This is a genomic window from Methylobacter sp. Wu8 (assembly GCF_036440755.1).
Taxonomy (GTDB): Bacteria; Pseudomonadota; Gammaproteobacteria; order Methylococcales; family Methylomonadaceae; genus Methylobacter_A; species Methylobacter_A tundripaludum_A.
This window is the reverse complement of the sequence record NZ_JAZGVT010000036.1, coordinates 1-17898: the sequence shown is the minus strand read 5'-3', so window position 1 is coordinate 17898 and position 17898 is coordinate 1. Positions and strand designations below refer to the sequence as shown.

The following is a 17898-nucleotide window of genomic DNA, read 5'->3' as shown; positions in this document are numbered from 1 at the left end:
TAGATTCTACCATGTACCGACTTTTAAAGACTGGCAACACGGGATGACTTCTATACAACAACTTTGGCTGCTGCTGGGCGGCAGTTGGGCGATGCTGGAAATGGCTATCGTTTATAAAACCCGTTTGCCTTGTCGCCGCTCAGACCGGCAAAAATACCGTTCGGAAAAGCTGATCTGGGTTGTTGTTATCGCCTCGCTGATCGCGGCATTGGCGTTTAAACAACTGCATCTGGCCGTGTTGCCGATCGATTATTTCCAGCGGCAGGCCGTCGCGCTGATTTTGTTAACTATCGGACTGACAGTACGATTTTATGCGGTGCTGAGCCTCGGTCGCTTTTTCAGCACCACCGCAACAACCCAGTCCGAGCATGTCTTGATAGACCGCGGCCCTTACCATTTGATCCGTCATCCGGCTTATACGGGGCTGTTAATCGGTTTTTTTTCGGCGGGACTGGCGATGGGCGATCTCATTGCGATACTGTCCCTGCTGTGCCCAGTCGCTTATGTGTTAAATCAGCGAATTCGGGTTGAAGAACAAGTGCTTATAGAACATTTTGGGCCGGTTTATGATGATTACCGTTTTCGCACCAAGAAACTTATTCCCTGGCTTTACTAATACCCGCTTACAAACTTCCACCTATCCAACTTTAAGAAATCCTATCCATGTCTGAAAAAAAACATATCGTCATCATCGGTGCAGGCCCCGGCGGCCTCTGTGCGGGAATGCTGTTAAGCCGGCGCGGCTTTAACGTCACTATTTTGGATAAACACAGCGAAGCCGGCGGGCGTAACCGGCCGATTCGCCTGGGCGAGTTCGTCTTCGATACCGGCCCCACCTTTTTGCTGATGAAACATGTGCTCGATGAAATGTTCGAATTATGCGGCAAAAACAGCGCCGATTATCTGGACTTCGTCAAACTCGACCCGATGTACCGCTTGCTGTTTTCCGACCGGGCCGTCAACGTCTACTCCGACCGCGACAAAATGCGCGCGGAATTAACCCAAGCTTTCTCCGAAGGCAGCGCAGGCTACGATCTTTATCTGAAGCAGGAAGGCGAACGCTTTAAAAAACTTTACCCTTGCATTAAACGCGATTACAGCAGCCTGAAATCCTTTTTTTCGCTGGACTTGCTGCGCGCTTTGCCTGGTCTTGCGCTCAATCACAGCGTCTTTTCCAATCTGGGCAAATACTTTAAAGAAGAGAAAATGCGCTTGGTGTTTTCTTTTCAATCCAAATACTTGGGCATGTCGCCGTGGGATTGCCCGGCGCTATTTACGATGCTGTCTTATCTGGAGCATGAATACGGCATTTACCATGTCAAAGGCGGCTTGAATAAAATTGCCGCAGCAATGGCGGAAGTCATCGCCGAACAAGGCGGCGTTATTCATACCGGCACGGCGGTCGAATCGCTGATTATCGAAGACAAAACGGTAAAAGGCGTGCGCTTGCAGGACGGCGGCGAGATTGCCGCCGATGAAGTCATTGTCAATGCCGACTTTGCCTACGCAATGACCCAGCTGGTCAAGCCTACCGAATTAAAACAGTACAGTCCCGAGAAAGTGAAAAAACTCGAATATTCCTGCTCGACTTTTATGCTGTATCTGGGTTTGGACACCCGTTACGACTTGCCGCATCACTCGATCGCTTTTGCCGAAGACTACACCACCAACATCAAAAATATTTTCGGCAATAAAATCTTAAGCAAAGATTTCTCGTTTTATGTGCAAAACGCCTGCGTCAACGATGACACCCTGGCGCCTGCCGGGAAATCGGCCCTGTATGTGCTGGTGCCTATGCCCAACAACGACAGCAATGTCGACTGGGAAACCGTCTGCGCCGACATGCGCGAGCAAGTGCTGGATACCTTGGAAGCGCGCCTGAATTTAACCGGCATTCGCGACCATATCGAATGCGAAAAAATCATCACGCCGCAGGATTGGGAAACTGACGAACATGTTTTCAGGGGCGCGACTTTCAGCTTATCGCATAAATTCAGCCAGCTTTTGTACTGGCGGCCGCACAATCGGTTTCAGGAACTTGACCACTGTTATCTGGTCGGCGGAGGCACTCATCCCGGCAGCGGCTTGCCGACGATTTATGAATCGGCGCATATTTCCTCGAAATTGATTTGCCAAAAACATGGGGTCAGCTTCGGATTGGAGTCATGAGTGGAGAAATAACCGCTATCTCGGCGCTCAATGACCAGGCATTAAAAACCTACCCGGTCAGCAGCAGCGTCGAAATCGGCGAGGCAATGGCAGCGGCCAGGCGCGCAGCGGCTGTCTGGGCTAAAATCGATGTCAAGCAACGCGTTAAACAACTGGCGCAATTGGAAAGCGTCATCCTGGCCGAACTGGATGCGGTCACCGAGGTCATCATCGTAGCGACCGGCAAGGTAAAAACCGAAGTGATACTCGGCGAAATCTATCCGGTGCTGTCCTTGTTGCGCTATTACAAAAACAACGCCGCAAAGATACTCGCGCCCTGCCCCGTCTTCACCGCCCCGCTGGCCTTCCCGCAAGCCGAAGCCGGCTATGAACGCCGGCCTTACGGCGTGGTTGCGGTCGTTTCGCCGTGGAATTTTCCTTTTCAACTGACCTTAAGCCCATTATTGACGGCGTTGATTAGCGGCAATGCCTGCATTTTTAAAATGTCCGAATTGAGCCTGCCGGTCGGCGAGTTGCTTATGCAATTGCTGTCCAAACTGGATTTACCGCAAGGCTTGGTGCAACAGGTCACAGGTTTCGCCGAAACAGGCGAACAATTAATCGACGCCAGGCCCGATCTGGTGTTTTTTACCGGCGGCGTAACCGCTGGCCGGGCGGTCATGGCAAGAGCCGCGCAACATCCGGTACCGGTTATCCTGGAGCTCGGCGGCAAAGACGCGATGATTGTATTTGCCGACGCCAACCTGGAACGCGCGGCAAAAGCGGCCATGTACGGCGCGTTCAGCAATAGCGGGCAAGTCTGCGTCGCCATCGAGCGCTGCTATGTCGAAGCCGGTTGTTATGCGGAATTTGTCGATATGCTGAAAGATGCGGCGGCGAATGTCGCCGTCGGTCACGGCGCGGTCGGCGACCTGGGCGGGCTGACCACCTTAAAGCAATTCGCCGTCATCGAAGCCCACTACAATGATGCGCTTGCCAAAGGCGCAAAAGCCTCGTCGCCGTTGCGTCTGGAAGGCCGCTACCTGCATCCGGTGGTGTTATGGGACGTCACCCACGACATGCGCATCATGCGCGAAGAAACGTTCGGACCGCTGTTGCCGGTGATGGCGTTCGGCTCCGAACAACAGGCCGTAGACTTGGCTAACGACAGCGATTACGGCCTGAACGCCAGCGTTTGGAGCAAGGACATCAGCAAAGCCGAGCGTGTCGCCGGACAATTACAGGTCGGCAACTGGGCGGCCAATGATGTGATCAAAAATATCGGTCACCCGGGTTTGCCGTTCGGCGGCGTTAAAAACAGCGGCTTTGGCCGCTATCACGGCGCCGAAGGCTTGCGCCATTTCACTTATACCGTTGCCGGATTAACCAGCCGCAGCCCGCTAAATGATGAGCCCAACTGGTTTCCGTATTCGGACATCCGCTACCTGCAAATGCGCGGCTTTATTGATTTTGTGTTCGGCAGCGGCGGTTTATATCAAAGGATTGCCGGAAATTGGCGGCAATTGCAGGCATTCCGTGGCTATGCGTCGTTGAATTTGCGCCAGCATTGGCATAATTTGTCGATTTTAATATTTAAAAGATCTATCGGCTGAGCTGCGTAAACTCAGGTTTACGCTTTCTACAATGAACAGAGATAATTGAATGAACGACAACAATAAACCGCATATCGTAGTGATCGGCGCCGGTCTGGGCGGCCTGTCCGCCGCTATTTCCTTGGCAACGGAAGGCTTCAGCGTCGATTTACTGGAAAAGAACGACAAGGTCGGCGGCAAGTTGAATGTGCTGGAAAAAGACGGATTCACCTTTGATTTAGGCCCGTCTATCCTGACCATGCCGCATATTTTCCGCAAGCTGTTTGAGCGCGCCGGTAAAAACATGGACGATTACGTCGCGATACAATCCGTCGAACCGCATTGGCGCAATTTCTTTGAAGACGGCGACACACTGGATTTAAGCTCGGATCCGGTGCGCATGAAGCAGGAGCTGGACAAGCTCGGCCCGGATACCGCCGGGGAGTTCGACCGGTTTTTGGCGTATTCGAAAAGGCTTTGCGAAGTGACCGAGGAAGGCTATTTCGCGCAAGGCCTGGATTCATTCTGGGACTTGGTCAAGCACTATGGCCCGGTTAAAAGCTTGCAGGAGTTTGATGTCTTCCGTTCGATGGATCAAGGCGTCAGGCGTTTTATCAAAGACCCGAAACTGGTCGACGTGCTGAATTATTTTATTAAATACGTCGGTTCCTCGCCTTACGATGCGCCCGCGTTGATGAACCTGCTGCCGTATATCCAGTTCGGCTACGGACTGTGGTACATCAAAGGCGGGATGTACGGCATGGCGCAAGGCTTGCAAAAGCTGGCTGTTGAGTTGGGCGTGAATATCCAGGTTAACGCCGAAGCTGCGGAAATCCAGCATAATGCCGGACGCGCATCCGCGGTGCGGCTGACCGACGGCAGGGTTATTCCGGCCGATATTGTCGTTTCCAATATGGAATTGATACCGGCTTACCAAACCCTGTTGAAAGGTCATGACAAAGAAATCCGGCGGATAGAAAAGTTCGCCCCGAGTTGTTCAGGGTTGGTTTTACATCTGGGCGTAGACCGCATTTACGAACAACTGGCGCATCATAATTTCTTTTATTCCGATCATCCGCGCGAGCATTTCAACGCGATATTTCACGAGCACCGCTTATCTGAAGACCCGACGATTTATCTGGTCGCGCCGTGCAAGTCCGATCCGAATCAAGCGCCGGCGGGCTGTGAAATCATTAAAATCCTGCCTCATATCCCGCATCTTGACCCCGAGCGCCCGCTACAACCGAAAGATTACGCCGCGATGCGCGAGCGTGTATTGCTTAAACTGGAAAGAATGGGCTTGACCGACTTAAGAAAACATATCGTCTGCGAAGAAAGTTGGACGCCGGTTGATATACAGGAGAAATATTATTCAAACCAAGGCTCCATTTACGGCGTTGTTGCAGACCGCTTTAAAAACCTGGGCTTTAAGAACGCCCAGCGCAGCAAGGTGTTAAAAAACCTGTACTTTGTCGGCGGCAGCGTCAATCCGGGCGGCGGCATGCCGATGGTGACTTTGTCCGGGCAGTTGGTGCGGGATAAAATCCTGGCCGATCTGGGCAGCGGTTAAATAATTGCCGACGCTTCAAAAATTGAGTCCCGGCTGAATCTGACCATATCCTTAGCCCAAAACAGTTATTCAGCGTAAGTTGGGTTGCGGCCTAGGGAAGCGCTGAATAAATTGATTTCGCTCATGGTTCGACAAGCTCACCACGAACGAAATCAAAAACTTACCGTTCATCCTGAGCTTGTCGAAGGACTAAATCAGCGCTTCCCCAGACATTCAGATTTTTTATCCGTTTGTTACAACCTCGGCTTGAAGCGCGTTTTGCAAAGACAAAATTGAGCCCCCGGTGCGATAACTAAAGGCCACACGAAGAGTATCACCAGACTGCACTGTGACCGGGCTAGCCAAAGGAAGAGCCATGTAACGATTTAACCAATCGATAGTCGATTTTTCTTCTTCTAAAATAGCGAGAACATTTTTTGTAATAAAACGTAACGCGCTAACAGTGCCGTTTTCCGTAATTATGAAAAAACCTTCCCATGAAATGTCGCGTTCAGTATGCTGAGTGAAGTCAAGAACGCTGTAAACTAAAGGTTCCGCCAGTTCTATACACCCCTCCTGATCGCCGAAATCCTGAACCATGGAGATGGGGGCGTAGTAGCCCTCAAAAATAAATTCTTGTTGCAATGGCTGCACGGCTAATATGGCGGCTGTCGGCATCAAGAGCGGCAGAGTTGCGCCAAAGCGCTGCTGATAGCGATGCTTAAAAGACTCCACCACTTCAACTTGCTTTTCCCGAAGCATTGCAACGTGAATCATTTCGCAAATCATGACATCGACCGGCTCAGGGGGGAGGTAATCAAACGCATTGGCCTGCACAACTTCGACTTTATGGCCGTTGTGATTTTTTTCCAATATCCGGCGCGATACATTAACCAGGTCGGGATTGAATTCGACGCACCATACCTTGTCAGCCTTTGCCGCAGCAAACCATGACAATACGCCCGTTCCTCCGCCAAGCTCCAATACTTTACTTCCGGGAGCAACTGCATAATCGATAGCGGCTTTAAAGCTTTGCATTCGGTTTTTATCCTTGAGCATCGCCAAATGGTATTGAAGAGGGATAAACTGTCCTAAGTAATTATCATCATCTTCTTGTGCTGTCATTTATCAATTTTCTCATTGTTGCTGTGTAAGTGGAACTCGAAATATTATACCCGCGATCAATAACGGTTAGCGTCAAAAATGCCAAGCGCCATTCGCCATCACCGCACTCGCCTCAAGCCCGGAACCCCGTTCGTAGTTGTACGTCAACGCGACTTCCGCGTTGTTTCTGCGCCCTGAAAAACCGAAACCCAACTGCGTAAGGTCGGCTGGGGATCGCCAGCTGGCGGACTGAAAGGTTGCCGTCTGTCCCTCGAAACCGGCGGTGAGGGTTCCGTTATTGCTCCAGAGCCGGGGCGATGTCAACACGCTGCTATCCACCGACCAGTCCAGACTGGCGGCCTTGCCCAGCGCCACCTCCAGAGAAACACCGACACGGGCGCGCAGGTCGTCCAGGGTTTTTGATTGCACCGCCAAATTGATGCTGCCGGCTCCTTGTTCTGTAAATTTATCCCGGTCGAAACGCTGGTACTCAATGCCCACGAAAGGCGTCAGCTTAACCTTCTGCAAGGAAATCGCCCGCGCAATATTATCTATAGAAAAAGCCCGCGCAACATCAAAACGCGCGCCGCTGGCCAATGCGTCGCTTGATCCGTCGGCGGTTCGGTTCACCTCGAACGAGTATCCGCGCCACAAACCTGCGTCGGGAATGGTGATGTTTCGCTGAGTGTCGATACTGCTGTATCCCAAAAACACCTGCCCGGTCGCCATCAACGCATCCGCCCGATAGGCGCCGTAACCGCCGAGATAGCCGGACTGTAGTTTTCCCTGACCGGGCGCGCTCGCCGCCCAATCAAGATCGGAAGTCACGTAGCCTGCCGCCGCCCCGAAATTCCAATTCTCCCGGCGAACCGTTTCAATGCCTGCAACCACCATCGCGGTATTTTGGGTAAAGCCGGTGCGGTCCGAGTCGGATGACTGCCTGGCCCAGGTTCCTTGGGCATGCATCCAGGTCCGGCGTCCCTTGTCATCGGTTGCCGAAACAGCCCTGCCGCCAGGGGAAAAACTGCCGGAAGCCGCAGTCAACTGGTTCATGAACAGTCTCGATTGATGCAGACCGGCTCGCCCGAGCGCCCCAAGGCGTTCGGCGCCCATTTGGTTGATCGCTTGTTGCAGTTTTTGATCGCCTGCCGGTGCGGAAAGATTGATCAGGTCCAGCGAGGTCATCACCTTGTCCAGATCGCTGTAGGCTTGGACAGTCAGGCCGTCCATATAACCACCCACCTTCAGCGCATTGCCGGTAAGCCGGGGGCTGTAAGCAAGCAGGTTGTTCTCCGGCATCGGAGAAGCGAGGACGTAATTCCCGATCGGAACCTGAAAGCCGGAGACGTCTCCGGCGTTTCGGCCGATATAATATTGGATGCCGCCGCCCGCACCCCAGTAACTTCCGACAGGCGCCACGATAGAGCTTGTGATTGGACCGGCGGGTCCGCTCCAGAACGTGACCCCGGACGGAACCAGGGCCAGCGCGAAAGTGTTGTTCCGGGTGCCGTCGGGATAGATCGGCAAGGCCAGCCGATCCAGCAGCAGCGCACGGCTGAGGCCCCGTGTCTCGGCAATCGGCGATATCCAGCCCCCCGCCTGTCCCGCCTTGCTGGAATCCGTGGGGACATAGTAGGAACGGATGCCGATGAAGGGTTGCGTCGTCTGGACTTTATAAACGCTGGTGCCCGGCTCGAAGGGGGGGTTGCCGGTAGCGCCGACTGTTACTGTGTTCACGTGATCGGCTGAAACATTGGAATCCAGGATGATCAGCCCGGGGATGTCGATCGGCGTCGCCGTGCCGGTGGCGTAGGCATTGGCTGTGACGGCGCTGCATAGCAACAGAACCGCCGCGTGAATGCCGATGCCCGGTTTGCGTGGCGCGAAAGAGGAACTTTTTGCTTGAGGCACAGACTTGATATTGTTTTTTTGTTTCATGATGTAATTCCCATGTTTCCGATCTTGGGTTTGTTCGTTTTAGAGGCTGATGAAAGCCCCACGGTTACGCCGCACAATCATGTGTCAAATCCGGCAGGGTTCACACAGCGAACCCAAGCAGATCAATTGCTTCGATGCTTCACGATCATATAGGGCATCAATACCCGGATCAAGACTTGATTCCATGCCCTGCGTCAATGCCGCAATGCAAGCCGTGATAAATTTGCCGGCTCGTTCTTTTGGCTTCTGTTCCCCCGCCTGCAATGTTATAGTCAAAAAAAACTCACACGATATTCGCCCATGATCGGATTTATTCTTTGCAGCTTGTCGCTGGCGGTTCTGGTTCAGAACCCAAACTCTTTTTTGCAACTGCTTGCCACGCCTACGGCTTTAGGTATCGGCCTGGCGCTGACGGCTGTCAGCCTGCTGCTCGGCTATTTGAAAAAGGTCCCCACCACGGTCTGGCACGACGGCTTTTCGGCCAGCTGTCTGTTGGTCTGGTACGCCTACTGGGAGCCTCAGTTTAACAACGATGCGCCGATGTTCTTTTTCTTCCCGCTGTATTATGCGCTGTTAACCTCGATCGTGACGGCGGCCCTAATCAACAAAAGCCAGTATTTCGATCAGGAGTCTGTGGCGAACCTGCGTTACCTGGAAAAAAACACCCGCGTCAACTCCGCTGCGATTGTCGCGCTTGTGCTGATTAGCCTGCTGATCACGCGCCATTACACGCTTTACCCGATAGCGATGACTTTTTTTATACTCCGCCACACAATGGTTGTCTGTCTTGAAATTATCGACAGCTGACCGGTCCGTCATGCAACGCGGTGTCTGAGCAAAAACTCAGGTATCCGCCGTTCCAACCAATATTCCGGCCTAAACGGGATCAATCCCGAGATGAAGCCCACATGGCCGCCGTGTTCAGTGAATTCCAATTGCACCCGCGGCGAGACTTCATCCGGGCCGGGCAGGACTTCCCGAGTCATAAACGGATCGTCAACCGCCTGAATCACCAGCGTGGGAACCGCGATCGATTTGAGATATTGCCTTGAGCTGGAACGCCGGTAATAGTCATGCACATCGTCAAAACCATGCAATTTGGCCACGACTCGGTCGTCATATTGCCAGAACGAACCGATTGCCGATAAATCGCCCAATTCCCTGACCTTCATCGCTTCCTGAGTTTGCCCTGTACTGTCCAAATGTTGCAGCTTGTTATGCATGTAGGCTTTTAACTCGTCCAGCAACACGCCGCGATAAAGCCTTGAAAAGCCCTTATCCAGTTTTGTTGCGCAAACTCCCAACACTAAAGGCACGGAAACCGCGACGGCGGCGAACAGGTTCAAGCGGCTGCCTTGCTCGCCCAACCACTTTAAAACAACATTGCCGCCTAATGAAAAACCGACGACGGCTAGAGGCGTATCGGGTTCGCGCCGGCGCAAGGTTTGATAGAGGAACTGAATATCCTCGGTCTCGCCTGAATGATAACTGCGCGCCCTGTTGTTGGACGATCCGCTACAGCCGCGAAAATTAAGCGCGGCACTGCGGAATCCGTGTTTGAGCAAAACGCTTTGCAAGCCTTTGATATAGCCCGATTGCGAACTGCCGGTTAAACCGTGTACCAGCATAACCAGCGGTTGCTTGCCTGTCCCGCAATAATCGATGTCGATAAAATCATGGTCGGGAGTCTCCAACCGTTCGCGGCGATAATCAGGCGGATTAGGCGCTTTCCTGAATAAGGACGGATAAATAGTCTGCAAATGCCTGTTCTTTAACCACCAGGCGGGCTTGAATGTTGTTTTGATGCGCATGTCTTATAGATTTCCGTAACAAGAATGACTGATTGTAATACCATTCGCTAACAATCAATCTCTCCGGTTACCCCTATGAAAAAATTAGTCATCTACAATCACGGAAAAGACAGCATACCTTGGGGCGAAAAGACTCTTCAATTTGCCGACGTTGCGAAACATTACGGCTATGCGTTTGAAAGCCCGGATTACCGGGAACAGTTGGATCCCGATAAGCGCGCCGGGCAACTGCTGGCGATGGATTTGTCCGGCTATGATGAAATCGTGTTAATCGGCTCCAGCATGGGCGCTTATGTTGCAACCGTGGCGTCGGCATCGATCAAACCCAAGGGGCTTTTCCTGTTGGCGCCTGCGTTTTACTTGCCCGGCTACCGGCAAACGGAATTTAAGCCGACCGCTGAGGAAATTAGGGTATTTCACGGCTGGCGGGACGATATTGTGCCGCCTGAAAATGCGTGGCGGTTTTGCCAAAGCTATCGCGTCCGATTGAATATGTACGATACCGACCACCGGATGCTCAGCGTGATGCCCCAGTTAAGCGATGAATTCAGCCGGTTTTTGGCGGGACTCAAAGAACAGGCAATTTAAAGTTGTGTTTTAGAGCCGGCGGCCTCATATTCTCAACAACTAAATCTTAACGCTAGAGGCGTCTTATGAGCACATTGCACATCGTCTGTCCCCACTGCGATACGATCAATCGCATACCCTCCGAACGCAAGTTCCAGCATCCCCGATGCGGCCAATGCAAAGAGGCTTTGTTTACCGGGCATCCGCTGGAATTAACCGGACGCAATTTCCAACGGCACATTGAACGCAACGATATTCCCGTTGTAGTCGATTTTTGGGCCGACTGGTGCGGGCCGTGCAAGACGATGGCGCCATCCTTTGCCCAAGCCGCGGCCACGCTTGAACCGCAGGTACGTTTAGCCAAGGTGAATACCGAACGGGAACAGGGTATTGCCGGACAATTCATCATTCGCAGCATCCCTACCCTGGTCATATTCAAATCCGGCCGCGAAGTCACCCGCAAGTCCGGCGCTATGAGCACTGCGGATATTGTCCGCTGGGTCAACAGCAGTATTTGAGCCTGCTGCAATCCGGCGGGAGACGAAATTGCCCGGCTATCTGCATCGCCCAACCCTGCTTAGCCATACGTCCTGAACCGATGCTTTTGCCAAAATAAGGCATTGTTTTTTATCACCTGATGTTTCGCACGGCTGGTATTTCTCCCGTTTGCCGCGCCGAGCACCGGAGCTTTTATCGAGAACAGCCCGGTAGGGGGGCGGCAGGGATGCCGCACGTCAGCAGAGGGGCAGGAGCCCCTTCTGCTGACCCTCGATAAAAGCGAGGAGCGCAGGAAGTAAGCGGCAACCGGGTCGCCTTTTCTTTGGTTACTTTCTTTTCGACTGCATGGATGCAGGAGGTAGAGCAACGCAGGAGCAGTTGCCGAGGCGACGCAAAAGAAAGTAACTCGCCTTCGGGTGCGAGAACCCGATTCAATTAACTGTCGCGCTAGCGACACCTTAATGTTAAAACGGTCGAAATTCGACTAACTGCGTAACATCAGTTATCACTACAGAAATTTAGGAGTAAGACCATGCACGTAACCTATGAACAAGCGGAAATAGCGATAGCGGCGGCCATTGCCGAATCCAAAAAAATCGGCACGCAAATGTGTATCGCCGTTGTCGATTCAGGGGCCGATTTAAAGGCGTTTGTCCGCATGAACGGGGCTTGGGTCGGCAGCGTCGATATTGCGATCAAAAAAGCCAAGACCGCCTGCTTCTTCGGCATGAACACCGGACAAATCGGCCAACTATCGCAACCGGGCGGCCCGCTTTACGGGATCGAACATTCCAACGACGGCTTGATCACCTTTCCCGGCGGCATCCCCATTGTCGATAACGACGGCATCCTGATTGGCGCCATCGGCGTCAGCGGCAGCTCGGTCGAAAACGATCATCAGGTCGCAAAAGCCGGCGTTGAGGTCATCGGCGTGGCCGATTTGCCGTCCCACCCTTGGCGGACCTGAGTTCGACAGCTTCAGCTCTAGCATTTCTTTAACCAGCCGGAGGAGATCGGATGATGAATATACCTACCGCCGAACAATGGGTTTGCCTGCAATGCGGCTACAACATGATCGGCGAAATGCCCGATATTTGTCCGTTTTGCGGAGCCCGTCATGACCGTTTCATGGCTTGGGATCAGGCCGAAAAAACCTATCGCGTCACAAGCCACGCCGTCAACAATGTGGTCAGCCAACTGCTTTCGGCGCCCAAACTGGGCCTGGAGCATGCGGCTTATCGCGTCGAAACCGGACAGGGCGCAGTATGGATCGATTCGCCATCGGCATTCAACCGCGATCTGGCGCCGGTTGACGCCATTTTATTCACACACCATCATTTCATGGGCGCATCCAACCAATATCGCCGCATCTGGACTGCGGAAGTACGGCTGCATGAGCTGGACGCCAAACACCGCTTGTCCGCATTATTCGATATTGACCGGCGGTTTGCCGATGATTTTGTCGCCTACGGCATAGAGGCATACCATACCGGCGGGCATACGCCCGGATTTACCTTTTATATCTACAAGGACACATTGTTTATCTGCGATTATGTATTTCTGACCGGCGCGGATATGCGCTTTAATCCCTACGGACCGGAACAGGAAACCATAAAACGGGCGCAACGGATACATGAAGTCGTCAAGGCCAGACCGCTCAAAACGGTTTGCGGCTATAACTATGTTGCTGATTTTGCCGATTGGCTGGACGGGTTTGAGTGTCTTATTCAGAACCGCTGAGACCTGCCTCCGGCTAGCTCGACGTTAAGCTTATTGCGCCTGTTGCGCTGGTTCCCAATCTCCAGATTGGGAACCCGGAAGGCGAAGCTCCAGCTTCGCGAGACAGGAAGCTGGAGCTTCCAAAACCAACTTCCCAAGCTTGAGAAACTGTGAAAGTATTATCAAAATTAATTTAAAAACCTATTCACCACGAAGGCACGAAGATCACGAAGGAAAAATAATTGTTTAAACTCAATACATTGAAAACTGCGTGTCCTTCGTGCCTTCGTGGTGAAGGTTTTTTGCTTTTGTTCTAAAACGAATACTTTCACAGTCTCTTCAGCTTGGGAACCAGCAAAAAATAGAAACAAGGTAAACACTTCATCCGCCATGTAAAATGCAACGTTTTTATCCTGAATTAATTATTTCTTTCGCTGATTTAGCGCCATAACCATGTCCCAAACTGTTGATGTACTGTGCGTAGGACACGCTTCTTACGATTTGATTTTTTCGGTAAGCCGCCACCCGGACGCCGATGAAAAAGTGGTTGCCGACAACCTGCTCAGCTGCGGCGGCGGCCCGGCTGCCAACGCCGCCGTTTGCATTGCCCGGCTGGGCCTCACTTCCGCCTTTGCCGGTTACCTGGGACGCGATCTTTACGGCGACAAACATTTTCAGGAACTGAATGATGAAGGCGTCGATACGCAGTTAATCATTCGCGGCGCGTCCCCCACCCCGTTATCGACCATCTTGGTCAAGCCCGACGGCAAGCGCTGCTTGATCAATTACAAGGGCGACACCCAAGCGTTACCGGCCGATGCGCTAAACCTCGCCCCTATCCCGGCCAAGGTTGTATTGTTCGACGGGCACGAGCCTTTTATCTCGTTAGCGCTTGCCGAACAGGCACGGCAAAGCAAGATCCCAACGGTGTTGGATGCAGGTTCGGTGCATGACGGCACGTTGGCGTTGATGAATCGCGTCGATTATCTGGTCTGTTCGGAAAAATTTGCCGTCCAATATGCAGGCGACGAACATAAAGCCTTAAGCCGACTGGCCGCACTTGCGCCAACCGTGGTTATCACACTGGGCGAGCGCGGGCTGGTTTGGCAACGCGGCAATGAACAGGGCGCACTATCCGCCTATCCTGTTACCGCGATCGATACCACCGGCGCCGGCGATGCGTTTCACGGCGCTTTCGCCGCCGCGCTGGCGGCGCGGCTGGAGTGGCAAGCGCTGCTTCGATACGCGAGCGCCGCAGGCTCGTTGTGCTGTACGAAAATGGGAGCACGCTTGGGGCTACCCAGCCGACAAGAACATGCCCGATTGTTTAACCGTCCCCTGTTTTAACTACAATTACCCCTACTGTCAGGGTGCGGCCGGAAGATGTTCGCACCATGCGGTAAATGATTTTTTAACTGCTTAGGATGAAACTGATGAAAATCGGTATACAAACCTGGGGTTCCAACGGCGACATCCGCCCGATGCTGGCGTTGGCGGCCGGCCTGCAAAAAGCCGGTCACACTGTGACGCTGGTGGTCAGCAGCATCGACAACCACAGTTATCAAGAAATCTCCAGCCAGTTGGGAATCGCCTACCGGCAAGCGCCGGAGCATATCGATTTCGCTATGCAGGATTTTGCCCAGCGCTCGTTTCGGATGAATCCCCTGCAATGGCTTCGGGCGTTGCTTGACGAGGCCTTCTTTCCCCATGAGCAAGCCGTGTATCAGGCCGCGCAACAATTAGTCGCCGATAACGACTATGTGATCGGCCATCATTTTCTCTACCCTTTAAAACTGGCGGCATTACTCAGGCAAAAACCGTTTTTCAGCGTTACGCTTTGCCATGCGGCGATCCCCAATCCCGCCGTTGCACCTTTCCGCTTTCCTGATTTGGGCTGTCATCTCAATACATTGAGCTGGAAGCTGCTCGATCTAGCGTTCAATTGGGCGCTGAAAAAACCGTTGAGCCGTTTGTGGCTGGAAGCCGGGCAGACGCCGCCGGCCAATGTACTGAGCGAACTTTTAACCTCGCAACAACTCAATTTGGTAGCGGTCGATCCGTTGTTTTGCCGCTCGTCCGGGCACTGGCGGCCGCATCACCAAGCCTGCGGCTTTCTGAACCTAACCGAAGATGCCCGGCATTGGGCGATTCCAGCCGACCTTACCGGCTTTCTCGATCATGGCCCGGCCCCGGTATATATGACTTTCGGCAGCCTGCAACAGGCTGTGCCCGACTGGAGCATGGCGCTGTTCTTGGAAGCGGTGAACTTGGCCGGTTGCCGCGCCATTATCCAGACCAGTTCAGCGCGTTATCCTGCGGGCAGCCAGACCGACAAGGTCTATTTCATCGGCAAGCATCCGCACCAACCGCTGTTCAAGCATTGCGCGGTGGTCGTACACCACGGCGGCGCAGGCACTACCCATGCGGCAACCCGGTCAGGCTGCCCGTCCGTGGTGGCGCCGTTTATGGATGAGCAATTGTTCTGGGCCAGGCAACTGCAAGCGCTGGGTTTGGCCGGAAACCCCCTGCCCGCAAAAAAAGTGACCGCCGCCGTTTTGGCCGAGGGCATACGCACAGTCTTAAGCTCAAAAACAATGCAAGACAACGCCAAACAAGCAAGCCAATCCATGCAAAGCAACGACGGAACGGCTCGGGCGGTGCAACTGTTGGAAGCACAGTTTTAAAAACCTGCTTTCCCCTATTGCAGATTCGAGAAGATCCCATTAAATAAGATGCACACCCCATGAAAACAATCATAATCCAATACTCATGGCTAACAGGGCTGATATTTAGCGCCTCGCTCGCCGCCGCCCAGGAAAACCGGCCTATGAAACTGCCACAACCCCGGCTCGAAACAGGAATGCCGCTGATGCAAGCCCTGCAGGGCCGCAAATCCACGCGGGAATTCAGCGCTGAAAAATTGCCTGAGCAAGTACTTTCCGACCTGCTTTGGGCCGCATTTGGCGTAAACCGGCCGGAAACAGGAGGCCGTACCGCCCCTTCAACGAGCAACTGGCAGGACATCGACATCTATATAGCAAGCGCGGACGGCCTTTACCTGTTCGATGCAAAAAACCATGCGTTGAACATGATTCAGGCTAAGGACATCCGGGCGCTGACCGGCACGCAGGATTTCGTCGGCAGCGCGCCGATTAACTTGATTTACGTTTCCGACTTCACCCGCATGGATTCGGACACCGGCGCGGAAGACAAAAAAATCGCCGCAGCCATCGACACCGGTTTTATCGCGCAGAACGTCTACCTGTACTCCGCGTCGATGGGGCTTGCAACCGTCGTTCGGGGTTCGATTGACGATGAAGCTTTGGCGAAAGCCATGTCGCTCAAGTCAACGCAATGGATAGTCGCGGCGCAAAGCGTGGGTTTTCCGAAAAAGTAGAAAAGCTAAACCTTGATACCGGGCCAGCCACTTTTGCAGAATCCCTTCACTCCGTGGTATTGGCAATGATTTTATGAATCCGCTTGGTGCTGATAGCGATAATGATAAAAATGAAAGGTATTGAAATGCCTTCAACAAGCTCAGGACTGAGTTTCCAGCCGACCAGATGAAGCGCTTCGGCTATTTTGCCGATCAAGCTGGCCGCATAATAGGTAATCGCAACCATCGAAATGCCTTCGACCATTTGTTGCATCCGCAGCTGCATTTTTGCGCGTAAAGCCATCGACGTCAGCAAGCCCTGATTTTGTTTCTCGATGATGATGTCGACGCGGGTGCGCAGCAACTGGCTCGCGTTACTGACCCGTTCGGAAAGCTGGGTGAAGCGTTGCGAGATCGATTCGCAGGTATTGATCGCCGGCTCCAGCCGCCGCTTGATAAATTCGCCCAAGGTCTGAATGCCTTGGATCCGAACCTCGCGTAAATCGTTGACCCGCTGTTGCACCAATTGGTAATAAGCGCTGGCGGCCGCAAAACGGAAATGATTGCTGGAGATGTAATTTTCGACTTCAGCCGCCAATGTAGTCAGCTCATCCAATAATTCGCCGTCATTATTGTCGGGCAGCGTCATTGCGTTGGTGATGCTGTACAGCTGCCGGTCGGACTTGTTTAATGCAGGCCTCAGCTGGCGCGCGATGGGGAAAGCCAGCAGCGCCATAACCCGGTACACCTCAATTTCAAACAGCCGTTGCAGCAAGCGCCCGGCCTGTTCCGTTCTTAAGTCATGGTTAACAATCAAAAAGCGGCTAAAACCGTCAACGTGAATGCGAAAGTCCGTGAATACCGAAGCCGCGCCGCCGGTTACTTTGGAACCGACGACCGGATTATTGGCAAAGTGAACCGACAAAGACGCCAAATCGGTACTCTCCTGGTAATGAATATCGGCAGCGGTGACAATAGTCGCATGCGCCGCAACAATGACTTGCCCGGACAAGTGCGACATCCAATCCACCGGCACTTTCTTTAGCGCCGAATCCGCAAAAGGCTCCTTAGGGGTGTCATGCACATAAAAACTGTAAGTGCTGAACTCGCCGTGCTGCTCCCAACGTATCTGAAAGGAATTGAAGGTAGCGCTGAAGTGATCCACGTCTTTTTCAGGCGGGGCAACGCCGAATCTTTCGCAAAGCGCCGTCAAGTGCTTGCGTTCCTGCATTTTTTCGTCACTGGACAGCAATAACGCAAGATGGCTGGCCCTAACCGGCAAATGGCCGATAGACGGCGCTCGTGCATGGACTTCGTTATGCAGTACAAAACGTTGGGGATGGTTTTCAGGGATCGGGAATAAAGTCGTCACAGGTGTTTTTTATAATTTCTTAGCTGAATGAATTAAGTCAATTTTACCTAAAAAACGCAGTTGGGCTTGGCTATTATTGACGATTCCGCATAAATTAAATATCTAAGGAACGTGCATGAAATAACTTGAGCAAGTTTTATTTTTCATTTTTTAACCATGAAGGACATGAAGCGGCATGAAAGGTTTAAGTCTTCATGTCCTTCATGGTAATTGCCTAAATTAAT

The 17898-nt window shown here is 52.8% G+C and carries 16 protein-coding genes; 12 read left to right on the top strand and 4 right to left on the bottom strand.

All coding sequences use genetic code 11. From position 1 onward, the window contains the following. Nucleotides 1–43 precede the first annotated feature (43 nt). Genes V3O24_RS02560 through crtI (V3O24_RS02545) form a run of 4 tightly spaced genes read left to right on the top strand, consistent with a single transcriptional unit; the run spans nt 44 to nt 5310 of the window. Nucleotides 44–616 carry an isoprenylcysteine carboxylmethyltransferase family protein gene (locus V3O24_RS02560; protein ID WP_104424039.1) on the top strand — a complete coding sequence of 191 codons (573 nt, stop codon included), beginning with the start codon at nt 44–46 and terminating at the stop codon, nt 614–616. 47 nt (nt 617–663) lie between these two features. Next, complete coding sequence (crtI, locus tag V3O24_RS02555) at nt 664–2169, top strand: phytoene desaturase family protein (protein ID WP_331306058.1); 1506 nt, start codon at nt 664–666, stop codon at nt 2167–2169. Next, on the top strand, nt 2166–3761 hold the full coding sequence (locus tag V3O24_RS02550) for an aldehyde dehydrogenase family protein (RefSeq protein WP_331306057.1): 1596 nt from the start codon (nt 2166–2168) through the stop codon (nt 3759–3761). The genes crtI (V3O24_RS02555) and V3O24_RS02550 overlap by 4 nt, the downstream gene beginning before the upstream one ends. Nucleotides 3762–3810: 49 nt before the next feature. Further along, complete coding sequence (crtI, locus tag V3O24_RS02545; protein WP_331306056.1) at nt 3811–5310, top strand: phytoene desaturase family protein; 1500 nt, start codon at nt 3811–3813, stop codon at nt 5308–5310. Between the two features lie 222 nt (nt 5311–5532). Here crtI (V3O24_RS02545) and V3O24_RS02540 read toward each other — a convergent pair whose 3' ends face one another. Both V3O24_RS02540 and V3O24_RS02535 read right to left on the bottom strand, forming a co-directional pair. Then, entirely contained in the window at nt 5533–6414 is an 882-nt protein-coding gene (locus tag V3O24_RS02540) for a methyltransferase domain-containing protein (RefSeq protein ID WP_331306054.1), read from the bottom strand. 72 nt (nt 6415–6486) lie between these two features. Then, a complete protein-coding gene (locus tag V3O24_RS02535) occupies nt 6487–8331 on the bottom strand; it encodes an autotransporter outer membrane beta-barrel domain-containing protein (RefSeq protein WP_331306053.1) in 1845 nt (614 codons plus the stop codon). A 300-nt stretch (nt 8332–8631) separates the two neighbouring features. On the opposite strand from V3O24_RS02535, the gene V3O24_RS02530 reads away from it, so the two are divergent. Beyond that, on the top strand, nt 8632–9138 hold the full coding sequence (locus V3O24_RS02530) for a hypothetical protein (RefSeq protein ID WP_331306052.1): 507 nt from the start codon (nt 8632–8634) through the stop codon (nt 9136–9138). Between the two features lie 8 nt (nt 9139–9146). On the opposite strand, the gene V3O24_RS02525 is transcribed toward V3O24_RS02530, so the two are convergent. Then, nucleotides 9147–10142 carry a hydrolase gene (locus V3O24_RS02525; RefSeq protein ID WP_331306051.1) on the bottom strand — a complete coding sequence of 332 codons (996 nt, stop codon included), beginning with the start codon at nt 10140–10142 and terminating at the stop codon, nt 9147–9149. Nucleotides 10143–10217: 75 nt separating this feature from the next. Between V3O24_RS02525 and V3O24_RS02520 the strand changes: the two genes are divergently transcribed. The 7 genes from V3O24_RS02520 (at nt 10218) to V3O24_RS02490 (ending at nt 16323) form a co-directional block, all read left to right on the top strand. Next, nucleotides 10218–10730 carry a YqiA/YcfP family alpha/beta fold hydrolase gene (locus V3O24_RS02520; RefSeq protein WP_331306050.1) on the top strand — a complete coding sequence of 171 codons (513 nt, stop codon included), beginning with the start codon at nt 10218–10220 and terminating at the stop codon, nt 10728–10730. Nucleotides 10731–10795: 65 nt separating this feature from the next. Next, nucleotides 10796–11227, top strand: a complete 432-nt coding sequence (gene trxC, locus V3O24_RS02515) for a thioredoxin TrxC (RefSeq protein ID WP_331306048.1) — start codon at nt 10796–10798, stop codon at nt 11225–11227. Nucleotides 11228–11739: 512 nt separating this feature from the next. Beyond that, entirely contained in the window at nt 11740–12174 is a 435-nt protein-coding gene (locus V3O24_RS02510; protein WP_331306047.1) for a heme-binding protein, read from the top strand. A gap of 50 nt (nt 12175–12224) precedes the next feature. Beyond that, nucleotides 12225–12947 (top strand): rubredoxin-like domain-containing protein, encoded by a 723-nt coding sequence (locus V3O24_RS02505; protein ID WP_331306046.1) that lies wholly within the window; start codon nt 12225–12227, stop codon nt 12945–12947. A gap of 432 nt (nt 12948–13379) precedes the next feature. Then, a complete protein-coding gene (locus tag V3O24_RS02500; RefSeq protein WP_331306045.1) occupies nt 13380–14273 on the top strand; it encodes a PfkB family carbohydrate kinase in 894 nt (297 codons plus the stop codon). Between the two features lie 86 nt (nt 14274–14359). Continuing rightward, nucleotides 14360–15610 carry a glycosyltransferase gene (locus V3O24_RS02495; RefSeq protein ID WP_331306044.1) on the top strand — a complete coding sequence of 417 codons (1251 nt, stop codon included), beginning with the start codon at nt 14360–14362 and terminating at the stop codon, nt 15608–15610. Between the two features lie 59 nt (nt 15611–15669). Then, entirely contained in the window at nt 15670–16323 is a 654-nt protein-coding gene (locus V3O24_RS02490) for a SagB/ThcOx family dehydrogenase (protein WP_331306043.1), read from the top strand. Nucleotides 16324–16369: 46 nt separating this feature from the next. Here V3O24_RS02490 and V3O24_RS02485 read toward each other — a convergent pair whose 3' ends face one another. Beyond that, nucleotides 16370–17674, bottom strand: coding sequence for a DUF3422 domain-containing protein (locus tag V3O24_RS02485; protein ID WP_104424054.1), 1305 nt, complete (start codon nt 17672–17674; stop codon nt 16370–16372). Nucleotides 17675–17898: the final 224 nt, after the last annotated feature.